Consider the following 23,907-nt stretch of genomic DNA (forward strand, 5'->3'; position numbering starts at 1 on the left):
AGTGGGAGCCGTTGTCGGGCTCTGCCTCCTTGGGACCGTGGCCGTGCATGTTCGCCGCCCGACGCGGCCGGCTGGAGCGACGCAGGCTGGTCTTCAGGGATGGGAGAACGGTGGACGTGCAGCGACGGCTGGCGGGCATCGATCTGGGTATCGCCTCGGCGCATACGGTTCGGGTCCTGGACGATTCGGGGCGGGAGGTATGCCGGCGCCGGTGTGAACCGAGCGTGGCGAGTCTGACGGTGATCGAACAGGCAGCGCTGGCTGGCGCGCCGCGTGGTACCCGGTTGGAGGTGGTGATGGAACCGACCGGGCCGGCGTGGCTGCCGATCGCGGTGTTCTTCAGTACCCGAGGCCATGGCGTGTATCGGGTGTCGAGTCAGAAGGCGGCGGATCTGCGCCGGTTCCTGTCGCGGCACGCGAAGAGCAACAGGATCGACGCGGACACCCTGGCCCGGCTGCCGCTGGTCGACCCGGACGGGTTGACGCCGCTGACGCTGCCCACAGGTGAGCGGGCTGCGTTGGACCGGCGGGTACGTGCCTACGACCGGTTGACCATGCAGGCTGCTGAGCCCAAGGTCCGCCTCAAAGACCTGGTACGGCAGCTGATGCCGCTGACACCGCTGACCGGCGATCTGGGCCAGGCCGACCTTGCCGTGCTTGAGCAGTGGGCAGACCCGCGGGCGCTGCTACGACTGGGCAAGGTCGAGCTCACCGCGGTCATCGTCACAGCATCCCGCAACCACTCCGGCGCTGCCCGAGCCGAGCAGTGGCTGGCCAGCGCCAGGCCGCGGTCCAGCTCTACGCCGAGCACCCAGCGGTGGCCTTCGCCGACCTCGCCGCCGAAGTCGCCACCGAAGTCCGACTGATCCGAGCGATCGAGGCGGAGCTGACGGTCCACGCCGACGAACGGGAAACCGCCTACCGGTGGGCCGACCCCGGCCAGCTCGTCCGCACCCTGCCCGGCCTGGGCCAGGTCGGCGGCCCCGCACTGGCCGCGGTCATCGGTGAAGCGTCACGCTTCCCCAGCGGCGCACATTTCAAGTCCTACCTGGGTTTGGCACCGCGGGCGTCGGAGACCGGGGACACCGACCGCAAGGGCCAACCCATGCCCAAGGCCGGTTCCCGGCTGCTGCGATCAACCCTGGTCCGGGCCGCCGACCACGCCCGCAAACAGGACCCGCAGATGGGTCTACTACGTGCAGATGGTCGAATGAACCGCCCCGGGTTCTGTGGAGACTTCAGCAGTTGACTCCAACCAGCTCACGGGGCTGGGGTTGAGCGTAGTACATGGATTCGTACTCATCGGGTGGCAGATGGCCGATGGCGGAGTGCAGCCGTGTGGCGTTGTACTTATGCGGGTGATCCTGTCAAGGGTCTGGCTATGATGCCTTGCTGTCGAGGCGGTCGATGAGGCCATCGAAGATCTTCTTGCGGCCGACCTGTCCTTTGCGTTCGGCGTCCTCGCGTTGGGCTTGCAAGGTGGGCCGGAACTCGATGGTGGTGACGAAGAAGGTGCAACTCTCGCAGATGGACTCGAAGTGGCAGTCCATCTCGACGGGTCGGGCGCAGTAGCCGTTGCCGAGCATCCGGCGATGCATCTCGCCGCGGAGCTTGCGCATCTCGGAGCCCTCGTCGTTGGCGGGTAGCTGGCGGGGTTGGTCGTAAAGGGCTTCAACCTTCTCAGTGACGGAAAAGTATTCCTCAGCAACGGTTTTGTCGGCGATCCGGGCATAAATCATACATAGTCATGGCAAGGGTTTTGTGGCCGAGTAGGGCAGCGATGGCGTCCAGGCTCATGCCACGGTTGATGGCCTGGGTGGCCAGGGTGTGACGTAATTGGTGAGCGGTGACGTGTCCGATGCCGGCCTCGTTGGCCAGGCGGCTCAACGCGGTGGCGACCCGCAGCGCGGTCAATGGCCGGTTGCGTTCCAGCAGCAGCCGGTCGGTGCGCAGCCCGGTGGGCCGGTGGTTGGTGATCCAGTCGTCGAGCATCTCCTTGAGTTGCGGGTGCAATGGGATGTAGCGGTCGTTGTGGAGCTTGCCGACAGGGATGCGCAACCAGAACGCCGAACCGATCTGCACCACAGCATCGACGGTCAGGCCGAGCAGTTCGCTCTTGCGGATGCCGGTGCGGGCCAACAGTTCCACGATCAGCCGCGACAGCGGGTCGGAGTCGGCCCGGGAGGCCCGCATGAGCTTGGTGGCCGCGGCGTCGTCGAGGAAACGTGGTAGTGGTTTGTCCACGATCGGCAGGTCGCCGGCGAAGATGAGCGGCCGCTGGGGTGGGTTCGGGTAGCCCCATTCGGTGATCCGGTCGAAGAAGCAGTGCAAGTTGATCAGTCGGTTCTTGATGCTGATCCGGTTGAGTGGCTTGCCGGTGTAGCGGCCGTGTTTGGCGCCGACCCAGGCCTTGTACTCCTCGATGTGATGGCGTTGCAGGTCGGCGCAAGTGGCCCACCGCCGGGTGCTGGCGGGCCAGCCAGATCGCGAACTCACGCAGGTCATGTTCGATGTGTTTGACCGTGGACGGGCGCAGGCTCAGCGTGATCTGGGCGACGTAGCGCTGCGCGACCTGGGCGATGGCTGGGGCGGCGGCTGCCCATCCGGTGACCGACACCGGTGGTCGCGACGCTGGTCGGGTCGCGGTGTCGAGGTGCCCGGCGTGAAACAGGGTCAGCTGCAGCCGGTGGAAGATCGAGGCGATGTTCCGGCCGGAGCTGGGTAGCCCACGGGCGAGGTAGGCGTCGATGACTGTTCGGCGGGTGTGCCCGAACTCGGCGGGGCCGACCTGGTCGGGCGCGACCCCGGTCAACGCGGTGACCTTGGCCAGGGTGTTCCACTGCAGGGCCACATCGTCCACCTTGAGACCCAGAAGCGTGCAGGCGTCGGTGAACCAGCGGTGCGCGTCGGGACAGTAGTTGCGGGCGGCGTTGCCCAACCGCAGGTCCACCCGGCCCAGGACGTCCGCGTCGACGGTCAGCCGTCCGGTGACCATGAGCCAGGACGCGAAGGCTCTGGCCTTGATGATCGCGTCGATCTGCTGTTCGACGTTCAGCCGTTCCCATCCGCCGGCCCGCTGTACCTTGCCGGCGAACGAACGCGCCGCCTTCACGGTCGAGCGTCCGCATCCCTTGCTCAGCAGGCGGACCGCGGTCAGGTAGCCCTCGACCTGGTCGCGTTGGCGGGGCGCCAGTGCCACGACGGCCGGCATCAGTCGCCAGCCAAGGTCTGTGCGTCGATCGCTTCGCTGGCCCGCCGGTACTCCCCGGCCAGCCAGTCGTTGGCCAGGTGCAGGTAGATCCGCGTCGACTCGATCGAGCGGTGCCCGGCCTGGGCCTGGATCGCTTCCAACGCCATGCCGGCCTCCCGCAACCTGGTGAAGCAGGTGTGCCGCAGCTGGTGACAGGTCAGATGATCGATGCCCGCTCGTCGCCGGGCGCCCGAGACGATTTCGTCCAACCCGGCCGCGGTCAGCGGCAGACCCCGCCGTCGACCCTTCAACACCACGAACACCCGATCGGTCTCGATGCCCTGGGGCCGTTCACCGTCCAAATAGGACGCCAAAGTGGTGAGGAACCGGGCCGAGATCGGCACGACCCGTTGATGACCGCCCTTGCCCTCCGCAATGAAGAGCCGCTTCTCACCGGGCCGCATGTCGGCCAGCCGCAACCCCAGCACTTCGCAGCGGCGTAACCCGCCCAGCAGCATCGCCTCGGCCATCGCCCGATCCCGATGCGTGCGCAACGCAGCCAGGAACAGGTTCGCCTCCTCCGGGTCGATCACCCTCGGCAGGGTCCGCGGCGCCCGGATCAGCGGCACCCCACGCACCACCCGCCCACCATCGCGGCGTAACGCCAACCCACGCGGCACCGGGTTCCGGACCACCGGCGTGTCCCCGCGCACCAGCAGGTACTCATACAACCCGGCGATCGTCGCGAGGCGACGCTTGATGGTCCGCCCCGCCAAGCCCCGCTCGCCGTCCTCGATCCGCACCACCGTGGCACCGCGCCGCGGCGCACGCTGCGCCGCAATGAACGCCAGCACATCGGCGGTGTCGACCTCCACCGGGTCTTTGCCGACGATCGAGAAGAACACCTTCAAATCGAACGCGCTCGCCAACACCGTGTTCGGCCGGCAACGCGCCGCCACCAACACCAAGAACGCGTCCAGCAGCGGATGCCCAACCCGGACAATCTCGCTACCATCGCCTGCCGACGAACGCACCAGACACGGATCGAAGACCACAGCCACCCCTCACGGGTCGCAATGACCCCGGGCCGGTCAGACCGACCGGCGACAGCCAAGGATCACCCGCATATCCTGACAAGTCGGTGATCCAGGTGGCGATCTTCAGCCGAGCCTCAGTGCGGCTGCGGGACTGGTGACGGTGGACGTACTCGACCTTGATGGTGGAGAAGGTCGCCTCGGCCACGGCATTGTCGAAGCACGAGCCGACCCGGCCCATCGACTGGCGCACCTTCCAGCGGGCGCACGCCCGAGCGAAGTCGGCCGAGCAGTATTCGCTGCCCCTGTCGCTGTGGAAGATCACTCCAGCGACGTCGCCGCCGCGGGTGACCGCGGCCATGTTCAACGCGGCGACGACCAAGGCGGCGTCGTGGTGGGCGCCCATGGCGTAGCCGAGGACGCGCCGGGAGTACAGGTCGATGACTTATAGGTAGAGCTTGCCCTCGCCGGTGACGATCTCGGTCATGTCACCGCACCAGGCCACGTCCGGCGCGGGCGCGGTGAACTGCCGCTTGACCAGGTCCGGGGCGGCTGGCCGCTTGCCCTGCCGGGTCAGCCCACGCCGGCGTCGTTGCACTCTGGCGACGAGGCCCAGCTCGGCCATGAGCGCGGCGATCGTGTTGTCCGACACCCGCCAGCCCTGCTCGCGCAGCTCGTCGCCGATGCGTGGGCTGCCGTAGGTGCCGCCCGAGGCGTCAAAGACGCGCCGGACCGCGTCGGTCAGCCTGGTCCTACGGTCCTGGCGGGGCGTCGGCGGACGGTCCCGCCACTTGTAGAACCACGACTCGGACACCCCGAGGGCCCGGCAGGCCACCGCGTGCGGCACGTCGTGCTCGGTCCTCCGGGAAGCGATGAAGGCGGCCACGCTCACCGGCCCGTCGCTTCCTTGACCCACAGGACCACGGATCGCTTGAGGACATCACGCTCCATCGCCAGCTCAGCGTTCTCCCGCCGCAACCGCGCCAGCTCGGCGCGCTCGTCCTCGGCCAACTGCCCAGCGGCCGCCTCGCCACGAGCTGCACGATCCTGCTGCACCCAGTTGGCGAGGGTGCCGCTGTTGATCCCCAGATCACGCGCTACCTGCGCGATCGACTTACCGGTCTCCCGCACGATCCGGACCGCGCCCGCGCGGAACTCAGGATCGAACCGGCGTCTCGTCTCAGCCATGAACCTCTATCCCTCAAGTCCTGGCCTCCACGTTACGAGGGGAACCGCACACTGGACCGTCCTTCGGCTACGTGCTCGAAGGCGAGATGATTTTCGAGCTCGAAGGCGAGCCCGAACGGGTCGTCAAGGCAGGGAAGACCTTCTGGGAACCCGGCGGAGACGTGATCCACTACCAGGACGCCAACAATCTCCCGGACGCGACGACCAAATTCCTCGTGGTGATGGCGATGGTGCCCGGGACACCGATGGTCACTTACGTGGAGCAGGACGAACTCGAGCGGCGCCGCGACCGACGCGCACCGAGACCCGTTTGAACCGGAGACCGCCGCAGCTGTGCGCTGCCCGCGCGGCATCTGCTGGACTCGGGCTACCCATCGGCGGACCTGCTGGTCCGCTCACGGCGTGACTCGGCGTCACGCTGGTGATGCCCCTGCTGTCGGACCGGACGGCGCAAGCCAAGGCCGGTACCGGATACGACAAGACCGCGCTCGCCATCGACTGGGACAACCAGAGCGCCACCTGCCCGCAAGGCAAGCCGAGCGTGTCGTGGAACCCCTGCAGGCAGGCCGGACGGGACAGGATCGTGGTCAGCTTCGCCGCGTCGGACTGCCGACCGTGCCCGGCCCGTGCCCAATGCACCCGATCCGCCCAGGGCCGGCGCCACGTGAGCCTGCTCACCGATGCGGTCGAGTCGCTTCGCCGCGAGCACCGCGCCGGGTACGAACCCGAACGAACCCGCCAGAAGATCTACGACGCCGTGCACAAGGCGGGCTCGTGTGGCCGGGCATCAGCAGGGTATGCAGACGGTTTTGAGGCCGACTCAGCGAGCAGGAGAGGAACGTCATGACCGGGAAACTGGACGGCAAGGTTGCCCTCGTCACGGGCGGCGGCACCGGCATCGGCCTGGCCACCGCCGGAGAGTTCGCTCAGCAGGGCGCCCACGTCTACATCACCGGCCGCCGCAAGCCTGAACTGGACGCCGCGGCGGCGTCCATCGGACCCGCCGTCACCGCCATCCATGGAGACGTCACCAAACCCGAGGACCTCGACCGGATCTACGAGCAGATCGGCCAGGAACAGGGACACGTCGACATCGTCTTCGCCAACGCCGCCACCCTTGATCGGATCCCGTTCGGCTCGATCACCGAGGAGCACATCGACCACGCCTTCAACACCAACGTCAAGGGCACGCTGTTCACCGCGCAGAAGGCCCTGCCGCTCATGCCCGACGGCGGCACGATCATCTTGACCGGCTCCGTTGTCTCCATCAAGGGCTACCCCAGCCAGGGGGTCTACGCGGCCACCAAAGCGGCCGTGCGGTCGTTCGCCCGCACCTGGACGACGGACCTGTACGACCAGGGCCGCAACATCCGGGTGAACGTGGTCAGCCCGGGCCCGATCGACACCGCGATGCTCGACGGCCACCCCGAAGGGGCGGAGATGCTCCCCGGCCAACCCGAGGGGATGGAGGTGCTGGCCTCGCGCGTCAGCATGAAACGCCTGGGCCGCCCCGAAGAAATCGCCAAGACCGTCACGTTCCTCGCCTCCGACGACGCCAGCTTCATCACCGGCGCCGAATTCTTCGTCGATGGCGGGAGCGGTCAGGTCTGAACGACTGGTCCGTATTGCCTTGTCGATCAAGCTAACAAGGCGCCGGGGCGCATGTAATTTCAAATGAAACCGTATCAAGTGAAATGATATCGGGTAATATGCGCTCATGACCGCCGACGTTCCTCATCGAACCACCGCTTCGCGTGCGACCGGTCGGCCTGGGGATGCCGCGCCTTTCGCGCTCGGCTTGCTGCTGCGCCAGGCGCACTGGCGCGCGGCCGCGGCGATGACGGAGGCACTTCGGCCGCTCGGCATCGAGTTGCGGCATTTCGCCGTGCTGATGGTGCTGGTCGAGCGCGGGGCCACGGTGCAGCGGGACCTGGCGCCGGCGACGGGGTCGGACAAGGCGGGAATCATGCGGGTGGTGGACGACCTGGAGCGCATGGGACTGGCCGTACGCAAGGCCGTGCCGGGAGACCGGCGGGTGCGGGCTGTGGAGATCACGCCCCGGGGCCTTGAGCTTTTCGATGCAGCCCATGTGGCCGCGAAGCCGATGGCCGACCGCCTGGTTGCCGCACTGGGGCCCGGCGAGGCCGAGCAACTGATGGATCTGTTGACCCGGTTCACCTACCCCCCAGGCGATGAGGCGTAAGCCTCCAGGCGGTCAGGTGCAAGCCCGTCCACAGGCCGGTCGGCTGACGCGTGGCGCGTTTCGTCTCGTGCGGCCTTCGCGACCGGTTCCCGCATGAGTCACCTTCCTCACAACCTACTCATGGCGGGACAGATCGTAGCGATTGAAACTATCGCGAGTGATACGGTATGAGCCGTCACGACGTTGCGTAGACGGGGAGGTGGCGATCGTGGACGTCTACGAGGCTGTCACGAGCCGACGGGCGGTGCGCGGATTCACCGATCGGCCTGTCCCGAGGGAGGTGCTGGAGCGCGTCGTGTCCGCCGCGGCTTGGGCGCCGTCCGGATCGAACATCCAGCCGTGGCGCGTCTACGTGCTGACTGGAGGGCCGCTGGCCGAGCTCAAGAAGCGCGCCGGCGAGCGCGTGGCCACAGCCGACCCCTGGGACGAGCGGGAGTACGAGATGTACCCGCCCACGCTGAAGTCCCCGTATCGTGAGCGCCGATCCGCCTACGGCAAGGAGCGCTACGGCAAACTCGATGTTTCGCGCGAGGACTGGGAGGCGCGCCAAAGGGCCGCTACCGGCAACTGGCAGTGTTTCGGCGCGCCCGTCGCCCTGTTCTGCTATATCGACCGCGACATGGGCCCGCCCCAATGGGCCGACGTCGGTATGTATCTGCAGACCGTCATGCTGCTGCTCCGCGCCGAAGGACTGCACAGTTGCCCGCAGATGGCGTGGTCGGTGTATCGCAAGACCGTCGCGGAGGTCCTGTCGCCCCCGGACCGGCTCATCCTCTTCTGCGGCATGTCGATCGGATACGAGGACGTCACGGTGGACTACGTCCGTGCAGCCCGGGCCCCGCTCGACGAGACGGTCACGTTCGTCGAGGGTTCGATCCCGCAGGCGCTAGCGGCGTGATCGGGGCGTCTTCCGCCTGGAGCGGCTGTCCTCGCTCGATGTCGGCCACGCCCCCGACCGGTCGAGCGCACCACATCACATCACATCACGAGGAAACACATGACCAACCAGTTCCGCCTCGGCGGCGACCTGACGATCGACCGGCTCGGCTTCGGCGCCATGCGTCTGCCCCACGGCAGCCCGGGCGGAGCCGCCCGCGACCCCGAGTCCGGCCGCGCCGTCCTGCGCCGCGCCGTTGAGCTCGGCGTCAACCACATCGACACCGCCGAGTTCTACCGCAGCGCGAACGGCTCAGTGCGGGCCAACACTCTGATCCGTGAGGCGCTGTCGCCCTACCCGGCCGCCCTGGTCATCGCCACCAAGGTCGGCCCGGTCTTCGGTCCGGACGGTCCCGGCCAGGGCACCGCCGCCGATCTTCGGCCCCAGGTCGAAGCCAACCTCGAAAGCCTGGGCCTGGATCGCCTTGACCTGGTCTACCTGCGCATCGGTGGGACGGAACCCCCACATGGCGAGTCGCTCGCCGAACGTTTCGAGGTGCTCGCCGCGCTGCGCGACGAGGGTCTGATCCGCCATCTGGGCATCAGCAATGTCGATGCCCGCCACCTCGCCGAAGCGCGCGCGATCGCTCCTGTCGTGGCCGTCCAGAACAACTTCCACATCGCCAATCGTGACGAGACGGCCGTCCTGGAGGCCTGCACGCAGGCCGGCATCGCCTTCGTCCCGTTCTTCCCGCTCGGCGGCGGCAGGGCCGACATCAACAACCCCGGCCTGGTCAAGGTCGCCGGACGGCACGGCGCCACCGCCCGTCGCATCGCCCTCGCCTGGCTGCTGGCCCTGTCTCCGGTCGCCCTGGCCATCCCGGGTACCGGCTCCGGGGCTCACCTGGAGGAGAACCTGACCGCCCGGTCGATCACCCTCACCGAGGCGGACCTCGCCGACCTCTCCTGATCGCAAAAGTGCTCGGCGGTGCGCTGGTTGGTGTCGGCAGGCGTTGGAGCAGCGAGGATTCGTCCCAGATCTGATGATCGGAACCTCGGTGGGCGCCCTCAACGGAGCAATCGCGGCCGCAGAAGCATGCCATGAAATGGATGACTAGCCGTTGAGGAGATCGAGATGGCCCACAAGCCGACGCCACTGGCCCGTGCCGGCGTCCTGATCGCCGGCATGGTCCTGCTACAGGCGCTGCTCGTCATGTGGTTCGCCTGGCCGGCCGAGAAGGCCGCCCCGCGCGACCTCCCCGTGATTGTCGCCGGTTCGACCCAGGCGACGACCGCCGTTGTCGACGGGCTGCGCACCAAACGGCCGGGCGCATTCGACATCTACACCGTGCCCGACGCCACGGCGGCCGACGCGGACCTGCGCAACCGCTTCGCCTACGCCGCCTTCATCGTTGGACCGACCGGGCTCAGCCTGCACGTCGCCTCGGCCGCCAGCCCCGCGGTGTCCACCCTGCTCAGCCAGGCCGCCCAGCAAATGGGCAACGGCCACCCGGTCACCGTCACCGACATCGTCGCGACGCCGGCCGACGACCCGCGCGGCGCCGGGTTCAGCGCCGCCTTCCTGCCACTGCTGCTGACCAGCCTCGCCTGTGGTGCGGCGCTGCTGTTTCTGGTGAGATCACACAGCGTACGGGTAGTCGGGCAGATCGCCTTCGCCGTTCTCGCGGGCGGGATCGCGGCCGGCGCGATGCACGGCATCGGCGTGCTCACCGGCTCCTACCTGGCCACGGCGGGCGTGATCGCCCTGCTCGCGCTCGCCGTCAGCGCCACCGTCGCCGGCCTCGGCGCGGCGATCGGCAAGCTCGGCATCGGCCTCGGCGCGCTGCTGGTGTTCTTCTCCGGCAACCCGATCTCCGGCCTCGCTTCAGCGCCGGAACTGCTGCCCGCGCCGTGGGGCACGATCGGCCATTTCCTGCCCCCTGGCGCGGGTGCCAGCCTGCTCCGCTCGGTCGCGTTCTTCCACGGCGCCGGCGTCGCCCAGCCACTGTGGATCCTCGTCAACTGGGCCGCCGCGGGCCTCGTGCTCACGGCTATCGGGCACTTCCGGGACCGCGCGAAGGCGCCCGAATCCGATATGCATGCGACCCGCGACGCGGCGATGCTGCCGGGACGTACCGCCCACGTTGCCGAGCACGCTGCGCTCGACCAACGCGCGCTGCGCTCGACCAACGCGATCGAGCCGCGGCCGGGTACTCACCGCACGGCGCAGGTGCCCACCCTCGGCAGTTAGCAGTCGGCCGGGCAACGCCGCAGCATCGGCCGGGCTGACCGGCCAGGACCCGGCGACCGGCCCTTCGGCGGGGAACGCTGGCTTATTGAGCCGGGCCGTCGCTCCCGTCCGGTGCGATCGTCTCCAGGGCGTCGCGGAGGGCCGCGCGTGAGGTGATGCCGAGCTTGGGGAAGATCCGGTGCAGATGGGCGCCCACCGTGCGGTGGGACAGGAACAGCTGCTGGCCGATCTGTTTGTTGGTCAGACCGCTGGCTGCCAGCGTGGCGATCTGTCGTTCTTGTGAGGTCAGTACGGCCGTGCGAGTGTCGGGTCGGTCGGTGGTGGGGATCCCGGTGGCGCGGAGTTCGTTGTGCGCCCGCACGGACCAGGGCCGGGCACCCAGTCGGTCGAAGATGTCCAGGGCGGTGCGTAGGTGCAGGCGGGCTCGGGTGGTGTCGCGGGTGCGGCGCAACCACTGCCCGTAGGCAAGGTGGATGCGCGCATATCCGAACGGCCACCGGTCGGCCTCGGGCAACGAGAGCGCGGCCTCGAATAGCGGCCGGGCCTGGTCATTGTCGGCGGCCAGGGCGGCGGCACCGGCGGTGACGAGGGCCCTCCGGGAGGAGATGCGGGCGATGCCGGCCTCTTGGGCGGCGGCGACGTAGGCCCGGGCCTCCGCTATGTGCCCGGTGCGGATGGCCGCCTCGACGAGGTCCATGACCATCCAGGAACCGACGGTGACCTGATCGAGGGTGCCGCCAGGGGTGATCCGGGACGCCTGAGCGTAGGCGTCCTCGTAGTCTCCCTGGGCCAGGGCCGCGAAGGCGCTGGCGTACCGGGCAAATCCTTGTGTCAGCCCGACACCTCGGGGTGCTGCCCAATTCGTGATTTCTTTGGTCAGGGCCCGGGCGAGGTCGAGGTCGCCGCGGAGGGCCGCGATGAGTGCCAGAGGGCCCCGAATCTGTCCCTCGAGAAGGTGGTAGCCGTGGGCGGCCGCCAGGTCCAGCCCTTCCCGAGCCGTGTTCTCGGCCTCATCCCACTGCCCGTGGTGGTAGGAGTCGCCGGTGAGCAGCAGCAACCCGGAAATGACGGCGCGAATCGCTCCGCCGTCACGTTCTCGTTCGATCATGCGCCGGACCAAGTGGCGATAGTCGGACAGGGCGTCCACCCACAGGGCCGCGTGGGCCAGGGGGACGAGGTGCCAGGGTGCCGGGTCGGCAGGCAGGGCGTCGAAGGCGCGGGCAAGGCCCTCTCGCACCGTTGCGGAGGTGCGAGCCGGGTCGGTGAACGCGTCGTAGCACAGCCGAACGACCGTTGTCCCGTCCGGGTCGAACCGGGCCAACGCCTCCCCCAGCAGCTGCCAGTACTCCGGCCGGTCGCCGAAGATGCAGACGAACAGCAGCGCGTGCAGCAGGTCGTCGACCCAGACGCTGGTGGCCTGGGCGGTATCAGCATCGTCGAGTGCCCGGGCCAGCAGTCGGTGCGCGGCACCGATGTCGCCCTCACCGTTGATGAGGTAGAGCGCGGTGGCGGCGGCGAAGACCGATCCGGTCGGCGTGCCCGAGGCCTGTCGGGCGTCGTCTGTCTGCCGGGCGTCGGCCAACAGCCGGGTCACCTGGTCCAGCGGACCGGTCGCGTTGGCGAGGTAGGCGGCCTCCACCAGCCGGCGGGACCGGTCGGTCGGTTGCGGGCTGAGTTCGCCCGCGCGCACCAGTGAGGCCACCGCGGCGGGCGCGCGCCCACGCCGCGGGGCAGAAAGGGCCGCCTCCTCCAGTGCCTGGGCCACCGTTTCGTCCGGTCCGCTCGTGGCTTCGGCCAGGTGCCACGCCTGGCGACCCGGGTCACCGGCCAGGGCTGCGGCCAGGGCCCGGTGCGCCGACCGGTGCTCACCCGGCGATGTCATCTGCACGATCGCGGAGCGGACGAGCGGGCGGCAAAACGCCAGACGGCCGGCGACCCAGTCCGTTCGGATGAGGCCGACCCGTTGCGCCGGGGCCAGGTCGTCGAGCTCCGCGCCGCACTGCGCAGCCGACTGGGCGGCTGTTCGGATCGTCGTCAGGCTCGCGTCAGGCTCCAGCGCGGCCAGCAGCAGCAGGTGCCGGGTCGGTGCGGGCAGGCCGTGCATCCCGCTGGCGAAGGCCGCCTCCAACCGGCTGTTCAGGGGTAGGAACGCGGGTAGGGGTTCCTGGCCGTAGCGCTGTCGGTCGGTCAGCGACGCGGTCAGTTCCAGCAGCGCGAGCGGGTTGCCGATGGCCTCGTCGTGCACCCGCCGCCGTACCGCCGGTGCCAGGTCCGGATACCGGGTGTCCAGCAGGATGGCCGCCGGCTGCTCGGCCAGTGGCCCGATCTCCCGCTCGGGCAGCCGGACCTGGTCGAAGACGCCGCCGGCGCCTGTGCGCGCGGCGGCCAGGAACACGATCGGGTCGGCACCGATGCGACGAGCGACGAACGCCAGTACGGTCGCGCTGGCGCGGTCGATCCACGGCACGTCATCGACGATCAGCAGCAGCCGACGTTCGGCGGCGACCGCGCGCAGCAGCGCCATCACGGCCGTGATGAGCCGCGGGTCCGGCGACGCCGCCCGCGCGAGGTCGAAGACTTGGTTGAGGGCGTCGCGATGGTGGGCGGCCAGCCGGTCGGCGAATTCGCGTAGCGGGTCGAGCAGTTGGTGCAGGGCCGAGAAGCTGATCTCGGCCTCGAACTCCGCGCCGGAGGCGTGTAGCACTCGCATGCCGACGGCCGCTGCCCGTGCTGCGGCGGCGTCCAGCACCGCGGTCTTGCCGACTCCAGGATCGCCACGCAGCAGCTGGCCGGGCCCGATCCGGCTGTGCCCGGCCAGCAGCGAGTCGATCAGTTCCAGCTCGTCCGTGCGCCCTACAAGGTCCGCTACTGAACGTGATCTCACCCGCTGTCCGATCTGAGCATCTTTGTCGGAAAGAACCTGATAGATGGGCCAGGAAGAGTCTGGAAGGGTCACCGCGTGAGAATCTCGGTGTTCCGCGGGGGTTGGTGGCCGTGCGCAGCCGATTCTTCGTACACCTGGGCCTAGAACAGCGTACGCTGGTGGCCGCCGAGCCGACCAGGCAAGCGGCGCGTCGTGGACGGCACCCATCACCCTTTGTAGCTGATCAGTCAGTGAGCGGATACGGGACACGGCCACACCGCGGCCCGGCCACGAATGTTCACCGCCCGAGGACGAACTTGCGCAGGAAGGCAAGCTCCGGGCGGGAGGTGACGTAGGCCATGCGGCCGTAGGCCCAGGCGCGCAGGTCGGCGCCCGCCGCGACCAGGGCGCGGACCAGGTCCGGGGTACCGAGGGCCACCGCGGCGTTCAGCGGCGCCTGGTCGCCGGTGTCGCGGGCCTCGATGTCCAGGCATGCGGCCAGCAGGCGGGGCAGGAGCTCCGCGCCCGCGAGCCACGGCAGCAGGTGCAGCAGGGTCGGGCCGTAGGCGTCGCGGAAAAACGGGTCCAGGCCGCGGTCCAGGGCCGCGGCGACGGCCGGGGCGTCGCCGTGGTGGATGAGGGTCATGAGGTCGGCGCGCAGGTCACGCATGGGCCTGGGCATCCGTACCGCCGGATCCCGCCAGCCGTCGCGAGCCGCCACACAGCCCTGGACCTGGCCGCCAGGCGCCTTGAGCGCGCGCTCCCGATCGATCTCGGCCGGGGTGCGCGGCAGGACCACCTCGCCGGCGCGCATGGCGACCTCGTGGGTGGCGTTGTTGCAGTGGACGCGGACCGTCTCGCGCAGGGGCGCGGACGCCGTCACGGCCAGGGCGGCGCGGCGGGAACAGCGCGGCGTGGACCAGCGGGTGCAGGCCGATGGGGTTCGTCAGCTCGTCCGGGCGGCGGGCCAGCACGAGGGGAATGCGCGGCACGCGGGACAGTTCGATGCCGAACTCCTCCCGCTCGGCGCGGCGGCGGGCGTCGTCGGCCTCGCCGTACAGCGCGCTGGCCAACAGCCGCACCCGGGGGGTTCGGCGTGTCGAGGGCGTCCAGGATCAGGCAGCGGCCGCGCACGTCGATGCGGAGGAGGCCGCGCTCCTCGATGTTGGGCAGCCACCGCGGGCCGAGCCACGCCGCCTCGTCCCGCGGTGCGGTGCGGCGCAGGTCGGCCAGGTGCGCCGCGACCCGGCGGGCGGATGCGGCCAGCGTCGTGTGGCGCGGGCGCAGCCAGGCGTGGGAACGGCGAACCACCTCCTCGCGCACACGGTTGCGCTCGTCGATCGGCAGGTGCGGATCGAAGGCGGCGAGGTCCATGCGGCCGCGGGACCAGCGCGGGTCGAACAGCAGCACGTCGACACGGAAGCCTGCCTCGGCCCAGGCCGCCGCGGGGTGACCGGACTCGTCGAGCCGGACGATGCGCTCGACCAGGCCCTCCGCGCCCGGTCCGCCGACGTGTTCCTCGGGCACGCGCTCGCCCGCGGGCGTGAAGAACGGCAACCGTTCGACGCCGCCGCATCGGTTCAGGGCTTCGGCGGTACACCGGGAATCCCAGCGATCCCGCAGGAGCCGGTACGTGTCACGCTGATTGATCTTGGCGGATCAGGCGGGCCGCGTGCTCTGCCGTGATCATGACGGTGACCACCGGGTTGACCGACGGGATGGTGGGGAACACCGACGCGTCTGCCACCCGCAGCCCGCGCACGCCGCGCACCCGCAACTCGGGATCAAGCACCGCGAGCGCGTCGTCGGGGGCGCCCATCCGGCAGGTTCCGCTGACGTGGTAGACCGTCTGGTGGGTCGCGCGGGCCAGGGCCGAGATGTCGGCATCCGACGTCGCCTGCGGGCCGGGGAACACCTCGCGCCGCAACTGCGACGCCATGGGTTCTGAGTCGCCGATCCTCCGGGCGGCGCGCACGGCAGCGACGAGGACGGCTTCGTCCGCTCTGCCGGGGTCGGTGAAATACCGGTAGTCGATAGCCGGCCGTTCATCCGGATCGGCGCTGGTGATCCAGACGCGGCCGCGACTGCGGGGCTTGGCCACGTTCGGCGCGATCGCCACGTAATACGGCGGCATCGCGACGCCATGCGCGACCACGTGGTCCACCCAGGCCTCGACCGGGAAGTGCATCGTGATGTCCGGGTGCGCCCCATGCGGGTTCAGCCGCAGCAGCGCCCCGGCATCCCAGCCGGTGGCACAGACCCGCGACGGCGGCTCGGCCACCTCCCACAGGACGATGCCCTCGGCGTGATCCATCAGATTGCCGCCGACCCCTGGCAGATCGACGCGGACGCCGACGCCGGCGGCATCGAGCACAGCGGCCGGCCCGATCCCCGACAACTGCAGCACGCGCGGGGAGTCGATGGCCCCTGCGCAGACGACGACCTCCTTGCGGGCGAAGATCTCCGCGGTCGCTCCCTGGCCAGTGCGGATCAGGGCGCCGGCTGCCCTGTTGCCGCCGTCCAGCATCAGCCGCAGCGCCCGCGTCTGCAGCAGCACGTGCAGGTTGGCGCAGCTGCGCTGGGCCGGGTGCAGGTAACAGATGGAGGATGAGGACCGGGTGTTGGTCTCCGGGCGGTAGCCGATCTCGAAGAAACCAGTGCCCTCGATGACGTCCTCCTCGTTCCAGGCCGACCGGACCGGCAGGCTCAGCGCGGAGCTCGCCGATCTGATGACATCGGCCACGAACGGATTCTGGTCCTGGGTCGGCACCGGCGTGATCGGAGTCTGCAGCTGCTCGAAATACGGGTGCAGCGTGGCGGCGTCCCAGCCGTCGGCCCCGAGGTCGACCCACTCTTGCAGATCGGCCACCCGCGGCCGCCACGAGATCATGGTGTTGGCGGTGGAGCAGCCGCCAAGGATCCGCAAGCGGGCCTGCCGGATACCAGAGTTGCCCCGTTCCTGGGGCACCGAGCGGTAGTCCAGGTCGTACTCGCCCTCCAGCATCTCCGCCCACCGGCGGATCGAGCGGGCCCTTGGCTCGTGCTCATCGCTCGGGCCCCACTCGATGAGGCCGACCGAGACGGCCGGGTTCTCGGCTAGGCGCGTCGCGACGACGCAGCCGGCCGTGCCGCCCCCGACCACGAGGTAGTCGAACTCGGTCATTGGTCTCCTCTCAGCGCGGTAGCGCCAGATGCTCAGCTCAGAGGGAGGCCACCCATAACGCTACCCGTTCTGCGACAAGAGGTCTTGATGACGAAGGAGCATCACGGCCGAGCACCCGATCCCACGAAAGTGACCAGCTACGCTCGCCGAATGGGGCCGCGCGCCCGGCTGTGTGTCATCCGGCTGACGGACACGGCCCCGGCCGTGGTCCCTTGGCTGGTCCTGACCACCCGGTGGTAGCCGTCCGGGTACCGGCTCGCATTGCGCCGGAGTCTCAGCAAACCAAGACGATGGAAGCCGTCTGACAACATATGACGCCACGCCGCTCCAGCTGGCGCCGAGCCGGTCACCATGCGGATGGACCTCTCCGCCTGGTACCACGACTGGGGCCTCCCAGCCTTGCCGGCCCGCCGCTGCTACGTCACGCCGGCGCTGGACGGCTGGACCCTGATCTTCGGCGGGTTCCCGGGGGTGGAGAAGGCGATCCCGGTGTGCGAGGCGGTGAGCCGGCGGCTGGGCGAGTGTCACTGGTACGCCTCGGGCTGGCTGGTCGCCCGCGCCGGCCGGGTGGTCCGCTACTGCGACCCCGAGGCGTATCCCGGCGAGGTCGCCGAGCTCGGCGACCCGTTGCCGTTCGAGGACGAGTACGGCGACCCCGGCCTCCACAAGGTGCTCGCCGCGATCAGCGTCGACCCGGAGCGCCTCGGCCCGCACACCCGCGTCGAGGGCCGGGGCGTGCTCGCCCTCACCGCGGCCGGACGCGCGCTCGGGCCGGGCGCGGGCGCCCTGTCGATCTAGACCTTCACCGCGCTGGATGTGCCATCCCCATCCCCGGTGACCCCCAACAGTTGACCCCAGCGGACCGGCGCACGAGCTGCCCTCTGCTCCAAGCCATGGTCACTCGGACAGCTAGGGCGGGTTCGCCCGGTCCTGACGCGCGGCGCGGAGGCGGTGGACGGGCTCTTCGCTGGGCCTGCCGCGGTGGGGTAACAGCTGGCCCCCCTGAACGAATGAAGGCCGCTTCCACTACCGGAAACGGCCTCTGACCTGCGGTGGATCGCCGAGATCAGCGAACCGGAGTCCATCGCCGATCACTCATTCCGGACAGTCATCACCGGGACCGTGCTCACGGCGATGGAAGGCGTCGACGCTGCCCGCGCCGCCCTCATGTGCGTCCTGCACGACACGCAGGAGACGAGGTCGGCGACATCTCGCGCATCGGCAAGCGGTACGTCCAGACCGCTGACAACCCGAGCGTCACCGCCGACCAGGTCGTGGCCTGCCCGTCGCCAGTCGCGGACACGATTACCTCCCCGGTGGCGGAGGACGAGGCCGGCGTCACCCCCGAGGCGATCGCGGCGCGCGACGCCGACAAGCTGGAATGCCTGGTGCAGGCCGTCGAGTACCAGCGCTAGGGCATCACAACGGTCCAGTCATGGACCGAGAACTGCCGGGCCGCCCTCAAGACGGACTCCGCCCACCGCCTCTCAGACGCCGCGATCGCCGGCGATCCCGTGGCCTGGCTGACAGCCGGTCCGAACGCTTGAGGTCACCCAACAGCGGACGCTGTTCCACTCCGACCTGGTGCGCGCAACAGGTTCGACGTGTTCAGCGCGGCATGGAACGTCGACGTCGTCATCGCCGTCTCCGGCACCTTCGAGTTCCTGCCCAGCTCGGTTCCGTCGGCACTGGCCGCAAGCCCTCACCGACGCGATCCATTGCATGCGCAAGCCACAGCGGAATCCGACCGATTCGCCCGCGACAGCTGCTTGACCTTTGCCGGCGACTTCGCGGTCGGCGATTCCAGCGCGGAACGTGATGTGGTGGTGCTGGGTCGATGCCCCCAAGCCGCCCCAGTCGGGCGAGGTGGGGGGTGGGTACTGGTAGAAGCTGCCGACGACTTCAGTCGATGGGTTGCATGGCTTTGGGCGTGTCAGGCACTGACCGTGTCGCCGGAGAATCCTGGCGGTGGTGGCCTGACCTCGACGGCGAGTCCGGTGAGGTCGCCGACGGACGTACTCCCTTCAGCAAGGTGGGCGAGACCAAGGGGCGTCTTCGGCTCGCCAGCGGACCGGCGACGATCAGGCTGGCTCGGGGGGTGAGATTCAGCTGGTCAAGGGCGCTACGGTTGCAGAAGCAAGGGATCACCGCAGATTTAGCCGGTCGATCATCAATGTCTTCCCAACAAGAATCATCCACGGGACACCTAGTGAGGTCACGGGTCGCAGTCAATCTGCTGGGGCGCACTGGCGAGCTGGATCTGATCGAGGCGTTGCTGGCCGGGCGCAGTCCGACCGGTCCCTGTCTGCTGTTGCGCGGCGAGCCCGGGGTCGGCAAGACAGCGTTGCTGGATGCTGCGGCGGCCCGCGCCGAGGCGGCCGGGCTGCGGGTGTTGCGCGCTTCCGGGGCGCAGTCCGAGGCGGAGGTCAGCTTCTCGGCGCTGCACCAGCTGCTCTACCCGCTGCGCGAGCGTGGCGACCGGCTGGCTGCTGGCGACCAGCGTGAGGTCGTCAGCCAAGTCTTCGACCTTGCGCAGGCGGGCTCGTTGGATGCGTTGGTGGTGTCGACGGCGGTGCTGGCGCTGCTGGGCGAGGTCGGCGCCGAGCGTCGGGTGCTGCTGGTGGTCGACGACGTGCAGTGGCTGGACCGGGCCAGCGCGAAGGTGCTGGGCTTTGTCGCCCGCCGCCTGGCCGATATTCCTGTGGTGCTCCTGGCCACGGCCCGCACCGGGGCCGCAAGCGTCTTCGACGCGGTCCGCCTTCCCGAGCAGGATGTCGCCCCACTCGACGAGGAGGCGGCGGCCACCCTGCTCGACACCCGGCAGCCGGACCTGGCACCGTCGGTGCGGCGACGGTTGCTCGAGGAGGCTGCCGGCAACCCGCTCGCGCTGCGCGAGGTGCCCGTGGCGCTGACCGACCGGCAGCGCCGTGGCCAGGATTCGCTGGCCGCGTTCCTGCCGTTGTCTGGGCGGTTGGAGGCCGCCTTCGCCTCGGCGATCGAACACCTACCCGCACCGACCCGGCACCTGCTGCTGCTGGCCACGCTGCAGCCGGATGCGAGTCTGGCCGCGATCCGCACAGCCGCCCAGGGTAACGCGGATGTCGATGACCTCGATCCGGCGCGGAAGGCCGGCATGATCGTTTCGGACCCGGCCGCCAGCCGGATGTCGTTTCGCCCTCCGCTGATCCGCTCGGCGATCGTGCAACTGTCCTCGCCGGCCGAGCGGCGCGGGGCGCACCATACTCTGGCCGAGGTGGCCAACGAGCCGCGCTCGAGGGCGTGGCATCTGGCCGAAGCTGCGACCGGCCCGGACGAAACGGTGGCCTGCGCGCTGGAGCAGGCGTTCCTTGCCGAGTTCCGGCGTGGTGGTGCCTCCGCCGCGGTGACCGCGCTGGTGCGCGCTGCCGAGCTGAGCCCGCAGTCGGCTGACCGGTCTCGCCGGCTGATCGAGGCGGCCTACCTGGCCAGTAGCGCTGGCCCGCTGGACCAGGTCCCCCAACTGTTGGCCGACGCGCGCAAAGCAGATGACGCCCGTTCGGTCTCGGGTACCCGCAGCGGGTCAGTCTTCGCCGCCGCCACGGCGGTCTACCTGTTGAACGCTGAGGGCGATGTCGATGGCGCGTATCGCCTGTTGACCCGGGGGCTCGACGACGCGGACACCGCCGGGACCACTAGCAAGTGGATCGACGACCTACTGTCCGCGTTGCTGTTCGTCTGCATGTACGCCGCCCGGCCCGAGTTCTGGGACCTGCTGCGAGATGCGCTGGCCAGGTTCGACCCGCACCTGGCGACGCCCTTGCGGCTGTGCTACGAAGCGTTCACCCACCGAGACCGGACCCCCGCGACGGTGTGTGAGGGCCTCGCCCGCGCCTTCGCCGCGCTATCCACCGACGTGGCATCCCAGTGGCTGATCCCTCTGGCCTTCGCGGCCGTCCGGTTGGACGCCCTGTCCGACTATCGCCATCTGGTCCGGCGCATGATCGAACAGGAACGTGACGGCGGCGCGGTCGCCTTGGTACTGACCGGATTGGTGCTGCTGAACCTGGACTCCTATCACCACGGGCAGTGGGACGAGGCTGAGGCCCTGACGCGTGAGGGGCTGGACCTGGCGGCCGCCTACGGCTACCACCTGCTCAAGGCGGACCTTCGGACCAAATCGGCGCTGGTTGCGGCCGCCCGCGGCGACGCCGACCTCGCTCGGGCCCTGACCGACGAGGTCATGACCTGGACCACGCCGCGCGGCATCGGATTGACGCAGGCATTCGCCCGGAGGGCGCGTGCCATCGCGGCCCTGGGCCAGCGCGACTACGAAGAGGCCTACGCCCAGACCTCCTGGATCAGCCAGCCGAGCATCACTGGCACCGGCATCCCTGCCCGGTGGATGGTCCTGGATCTGGTCGAGGCGGCCGTGCGCACCGGGCGGGTCGAGGAGGCCCGCGTCCACGCCGCCGCCGCCCAACAGGCCGGCGTCCGCAGCTCCCACACCGCGCTGATCGCTGCCGGGGCGGCGGCCCTGGCCGCCAACGACGACCAAGCCGGCATGCTGTTCGAGGCCGCCCTGTCCCGGCCCGACGCCGAGCGGTGGCCGTGGGAACACGCGCGCATCCACCTCGCCTACGGACAATGGCTACGCCGCACCCGCGACACCACCCGCGCCCGCCTGCACCTGCGCGCCGCCATCGAAACCTTCGACCGACTCCGCGCCCAACCGTGGACACAGCGGGCCCGCAACGAGCTACGCGCCACCGGCGTTGCCGGCACCGCCACCCGGCCCGAAACCCGCACGGCCGCCCTGACCGTTCAGGAACGGCAGATCGCTGAGCTGGCCGCCACGGGCCTGACCAACAAGCAGATCGGCGAACGACTGTTCCTGTCCCACCGCACAGTCGGCGCCCACCTGCACCGGCTGTACCCCAAGCTCGGGATCACCTCACGCGCCGCCCTCCGCGACGCCCTGGACACGATCACCCCCGACAAGAACGACCAAGCCCCCCAACCAGCCTCCCCCATCGAGGGATCGCACGCCCAGCAATAGGCGACATGTCAGTTACACACTGTGACGACAGAACTCGGAAAGAGTCGGCCGAGGGACTGTGGATTTAACGTTTTCCTTGACACTCCCGAGCGATGCTCAGGTTACCGATTGGCTGCCCTGCGTGAATCTTGGGGGCGTAGGGTCGAAGGGGAGGGTCTGCAGTCGGCAGACAGCCGTGGAGGTGTCACACGCGGTGGTGGTGCTCGGTCTCTTGCGCAAGGGGTCGCGGGCACACCGAGAATGGACGTTTGCAATCCACGAGCGTGGTTCGCACATGCCCCACCAGCGCGTTGTCGCGCATCCAAAGTACGGAAGGGGTGGTTCGCATGTCGTACCCCAAGCAGGTGTACACGGGAGATACCGGCGAGATCAACGCCAATTTCCGGCCGGTGGACACTCCCCCGAATGTCGGCACAGCCGGTAGGGACGCCATTTACTACCTGGCGACCACAACCACCACGCGTGGCGAATACGGACTCTTCCGAGTCGAGATGAGCGCGAAGGCGGGTGGTCCCAAGACTCATTTCCACAAGACCATCTCGGAGTCTTTCTTCATCCTCAACGGTACTGTTCGTCTTTTCAACGGCGAACAGTGGATCGACGCGCAGCAGGGCGACTTCCTCCATGTGCCGCAGGGCGGCCTGCATGCCTTCCGCAACGACTCCGACGCGCCGGCTGACATGCTTCTGCTCTTCACTCCCGGAGCGCCGCGTGAAGGGTACTTTGAGGGGCTTTCGCAGCTGGCCGATGCCACGGACGAAGAGCGCGCCAGGTTCTTCGACAAGCACGACTCGTACTTTGTGGAGTAACCGGCAGTTACTCCCTGAAGGTTTCCGGCGGTTCGGTGCATCGTCGCAGGACATCGTGACGACTATCGGGCTGGCACTGCTCGACCTGATCGTAGATCGGCTGCTACCGCACGGGTCGCCGATCACGGTCGTGGTCGATGACACCCTATTCAAACGCTCAGGCCGCAAGGTGTTCGGCGTATTCTGGCATCACGACGGCGCCGCGAAAGGCCCCAAGCCGATCGGTTTCGGAAACTGCTGGGTGGTTGCCGGATCATCGTGGAACTACCGTTCCTGGCCCGGCCGGTATGCCTGCCGGTACTGGCCCGACTGTGGTGTCCCCGCCACACCGGCAAGCTCGCGTTCGCGCGCGAGATGGTCGAAGCCATCGCCGCCCGCCATCCCGATCGCATGGTGCACGCCGTGGGCGACGCCGCCTACGTCGGCGAGCATCTGCGCGGCCTGCACGCGCAGGTCACCTGGACGTCGAGGTTGAAGGTCACCTCGGTGCTGCACGAAATGCCCCCGCCCCGCACCGGAAAATCGGGGCGGCCCCGCACCAAGGGCGCCCGGCTGGGCACCCCGGCCGACCTCGCCGCCACCGCGATATGGCGCACCACCCAGGTCCACCGCTACGCATGCACGACACCGTCGAGGTCGCCGAGATCGTGTGTCTGTGGTACGGGTCCTTCCACAGCCGAACCGTGCGAGTGGTTCTGGTCCGCGACAACAAGCCACGCACCAACGACCGCGACGAACGCGGTTACGGGCTCCCATTGGTCACCACTGATCTCACCTCGGCGACCGAAGACCTCGTGGCACGCTACGCCGCCCACTGGTGTATCGAGGTCGCGTTCTTGCGACGCCCGCCAGATCCTCGGTGTCGGCCAGGCCCGCAACCGCACCCGCGCTGCCGTGCACCGCACCGTGCCGTTCGGGCTGATCTGCCTGAGCCTGACCGTCGTCTGGTACGCCGCCGCCGGGCACACCCCCGCCGACGCGGCCGAACACCGGTCACGGGCACGTTGGTACACCACCAAGACCGAACCGTCCTTCGACGACATGATCATCAAGCTGCGACGGGTCATCATCGCCGCCAGATTTCGGCCCCAGCCCCTCACCAGGCATGGCCCCGAAGAAACCCGAACCGTCCTCCAGGCCTGGGCAGCCGCCGAAACATGATCAATTAAGGCGCTTCTGACGCTTCCATGGGCGGCTCGGCGCGTCGTGAATAGCGCACGCCGTTGTCCTGCCTAGGTTCTGGCTTGTCGAAGGTCAGAACTGCGGTGGCGGGAGAACGGCGTGCGTACTGCAAG

General features: G+C 69.2%; 24 protein-coding genes and 1 pseudogene. 15 read left to right on the top strand and 10 right to left on the bottom strand.

What is annotated here, in order from left to right:
- The coding region (locus ABD901_RS55920) for an IS110 family transposase (protein WP_345144008.1) at positions 1–866 on the top strand (866 nt) is incomplete at its 5' end.
- Positions 818–1,249, top strand: coding sequence for a transposase (locus tag ABD901_RS55925; RefSeq protein ID WP_345144011.1), 432 nt, complete (start codon positions 818–820; stop codon positions 1,247–1,249). The genes ABD901_RS55920 and ABD901_RS55925, both read left to right, overlap by 49 nt.
- A 130-nt stretch (positions 1,250–1,379) precedes the next feature.
- Here ABD901_RS55925 and ABD901_RS55930 read toward each other — a convergent pair whose 3' ends face one another.
- From ABD901_RS55930 to ABD901_RS55955, 6 genes are all read right to left on the bottom strand, one after another.
- The gene (locus tag ABD901_RS55930) at positions 1,380–1,739 is read right to left on the bottom strand and encodes a hypothetical protein (protein ID WP_345144013.1); all 360 of its coding nucleotides are present in this window, start codon (positions 1,737–1,739) and stop codon (positions 1,380–1,382) included.
- Complete coding sequence (locus ABD901_RS55935) at positions 1,702–2,496, bottom strand: tyrosine-type recombinase/integrase (protein WP_345144016.1); 795 nt, start codon at positions 2,494–2,496, stop codon at positions 1,702–1,704. The genes ABD901_RS55930 and ABD901_RS55935 overlap by 38 nt, the downstream gene beginning before the upstream one ends.
- A 714-nt stretch (positions 2,497–3,210) precedes the next feature.
- Positions 3,211–4,245: a tyrosine-type recombinase/integrase gene (locus ABD901_RS55940; protein ID WP_345144019.1), complete on the bottom strand. Its 1,035-nt coding sequence runs from the start codon at positions 4,243–4,245 to the stop codon at positions 3,211–3,213.
- Positions 4,199–4,630: a DDE-type integrase/transposase/recombinase gene (locus ABD901_RS59475; RefSeq protein ID WP_380131943.1), complete on the bottom strand. Its 432-nt coding sequence runs from the start codon at positions 4,628–4,630 to the stop codon at positions 4,199–4,201. Before ABD901_RS59475 ends, ABD901_RS55940 begins: the two co-directional genes overlap by 47 nt.
- A gap of 39 nt (positions 4,631–4,669) precedes the next feature.
- Entirely contained in the window at positions 4,670–5,116 is a 447-nt protein-coding gene (locus tag ABD901_RS55950) for an IS3 family transposase (protein WP_345144026.1), read from the bottom strand.
- Entirely contained in the window at positions 5,113–5,412 is a 300-nt protein-coding gene (locus tag ABD901_RS55955; protein WP_018829231.1) for an IS3 family transposase, read from the bottom strand. The genes ABD901_RS55950 and ABD901_RS55955 overlap by 4 nt, the downstream gene beginning before the upstream one ends.
- 20 nt (positions 5,413–5,432) lie before the next feature.
- Here ABD901_RS55955 and ABD901_RS55960 point away from each other — a divergent pair, with 20 nt between their 5' ends.
- The 7 genes from ABD901_RS55960 (at position 5,433) to ABD901_RS55990 (ending at position 10,742) form a co-directional block, all read left to right on the top strand.
- Positions 5,433–5,726 (top strand): cupin domain-containing protein, encoded by a 294-nt coding sequence (locus tag ABD901_RS55960; RefSeq protein WP_345144080.1) that lies wholly within the window; start codon positions 5,433–5,435, stop codon positions 5,724–5,726.
- A gap of 110 nt (positions 5,727–5,836) precedes the next feature.
- Positions 5,837–6,259, top strand: coding sequence for a transposase (locus ABD901_RS55965; RefSeq protein WP_345144083.1), 423 nt, complete (start codon positions 5,837–5,839; stop codon positions 6,257–6,259).
- Positions 6,256–7,023, top strand: coding sequence for an SDR family NAD(P)-dependent oxidoreductase (locus tag ABD901_RS55970; protein WP_345144035.1), 768 nt, complete (start codon positions 6,256–6,258; stop codon positions 7,021–7,023). Before ABD901_RS55965 ends, ABD901_RS55970 begins: the two co-directional genes overlap by 4 nt.
- Positions 7,024–7,129: 106 nt before the next feature.
- A complete protein-coding gene (locus ABD901_RS55975) occupies positions 7,130–7,615 on the top strand; it encodes a MarR family winged helix-turn-helix transcriptional regulator (RefSeq protein WP_345144038.1) in 486 nt (161 codons plus the stop codon).
- Between the two features lie 199 nt (positions 7,616–7,814).
- Positions 7,815–8,513 carry a nitroreductase gene (locus ABD901_RS55980; RefSeq protein WP_345144041.1) on the top strand — a complete coding sequence of 233 codons (699 nt, stop codon included), beginning with the start codon at positions 7,815–7,817 and terminating at the stop codon, positions 8,511–8,513.
- A gap of 99 nt (positions 8,514–8,612) precedes the next feature.
- A complete protein-coding gene (locus ABD901_RS55985; protein ID WP_345144046.1) occupies positions 8,613–9,461 on the top strand; it encodes an aldo/keto reductase in 849 nt (282 codons plus the stop codon).
- Between the two features lie 165 nt (positions 9,462–9,626).
- The gene (locus ABD901_RS55990; RefSeq protein WP_345144049.1) at positions 9,627–10,742 is read left to right on the top strand and encodes a hypothetical protein; all 1,116 of its coding nucleotides are present in this window, start codon (positions 9,627–9,629) and stop codon (positions 10,740–10,742) included.
- An 82-nt stretch (positions 10,743–10,824) separates the two neighbouring features.
- Here ABD901_RS55990 and ABD901_RS55995 read toward each other — a convergent pair whose 3' ends face one another.
- Together ABD901_RS55995 and ABD901_RS56000 are read right to left on the bottom strand one after the other, a co-directional pair.
- The gene (locus ABD901_RS55995; RefSeq protein ID WP_345144052.1) at positions 10,825–13,626 is read right to left on the bottom strand and encodes an AAA family ATPase; all 2,802 of its coding nucleotides are present in this window, start codon (positions 13,624–13,626) and stop codon (positions 10,825–10,827) included.
- Between the two features lie 277 nt (positions 13,627–13,903).
- Positions 13,904–14,488: an ankyrin repeat domain-containing protein gene (locus ABD901_RS56000; protein WP_345144055.1), complete on the bottom strand. Its 585-nt coding sequence runs from the start codon at positions 14,486–14,488 to the stop codon at positions 13,904–13,906.
- Between the two features lie 53 nt (positions 14,489–14,541).
- Here ABD901_RS56000 and ABD901_RS56005 point away from each other — a divergent pair, with 53 nt between their 5' ends.
- Positions 14,542–15,291 (top strand): hypothetical protein, encoded by a 750-nt coding sequence (locus ABD901_RS56005; RefSeq protein WP_345144058.1) that lies wholly within the window; start codon positions 14,542–14,544, stop codon positions 15,289–15,291.
- On the opposite strand, the gene ABD901_RS56010 is transcribed toward ABD901_RS56005, so the two are convergent.
- A complete protein-coding gene (locus ABD901_RS56010; RefSeq protein ID WP_345144061.1) occupies positions 15,242–16,768 on the bottom strand; it encodes a GMC family oxidoreductase in 1,527 nt (508 codons plus the stop codon). The genes ABD901_RS56005 and ABD901_RS56010 overlap by 50 nt on opposite strands.
- A 357-nt stretch (positions 16,769–17,125) precedes the next feature.
- Between ABD901_RS56010 and ABD901_RS56015 the strand changes: the two genes are divergently transcribed.
- The 4 genes and pseudogenes from ABD901_RS56015 to ABD901_RS56030 all read left to right on the top strand — a co-directional run bounded on the left by ABD901_RS56015 (position 17,126) and on the right by ABD901_RS56030 (position 22,612).
- Positions 17,126–17,566 (top strand): hypothetical protein, encoded by a 441-nt coding sequence (locus ABD901_RS56015; RefSeq protein WP_345144064.1) that lies wholly within the window; start codon positions 17,126–17,128, stop codon positions 17,564–17,566.
- Between the two features lie 249 nt (positions 17,567–17,815).
- A pseudogene (locus ABD901_RS56020) lies at positions 17,816–18,315 on the top strand (HD domain-containing protein).
- Between the two features lie 485 nt (positions 18,316–18,800).
- Positions 18,801–21,803 (top strand): ATP-binding protein, encoded by a 3,003-nt coding sequence (locus ABD901_RS56025; RefSeq protein ID WP_345144067.1) that lies wholly within the window; start codon positions 18,801–18,803, stop codon positions 21,801–21,803.
- A 326-nt stretch (positions 21,804–22,129) separates the two neighbouring features.
- Positions 22,130–22,612 (top strand): cupin domain-containing protein, encoded by a 483-nt coding sequence (locus ABD901_RS56030; protein ID WP_345144071.1) that lies wholly within the window; start codon positions 22,130–22,132, stop codon positions 22,610–22,612.
- A 264-nt stretch (positions 22,613–22,876) separates the two neighbouring features.
- On the opposite strand, the gene ABD901_RS56035 is transcribed toward ABD901_RS56030, so the two are convergent.
- Complete coding sequence (locus tag ABD901_RS56035) at positions 22,877–23,059, bottom strand: hypothetical protein (protein ID WP_345144074.1); 183 nt, start codon at positions 23,057–23,059, stop codon at positions 22,877–22,879.
- Between the two features lie 447 nt (positions 23,060–23,506).
- Between ABD901_RS56035 and ABD901_RS56040 the strand changes: the two genes are divergently transcribed.
- A complete protein-coding gene (locus ABD901_RS56040) occupies positions 23,507–23,773 on the top strand; it encodes a hypothetical protein (protein WP_345144077.1) in 267 nt (88 codons plus the stop codon).
- The last annotated feature ends 134 nt before the right edge of the window (positions 23,774–23,907 follow it).

The organism is Dactylosporangium darangshiense (assembly GCF_039537565.1).
In the GTDB taxonomy this organism is placed as follows: Bacteria; Actinomycetota; Actinomycetes; order Mycobacteriales; family Micromonosporaceae; genus Dactylosporangium; species Dactylosporangium darangshiense.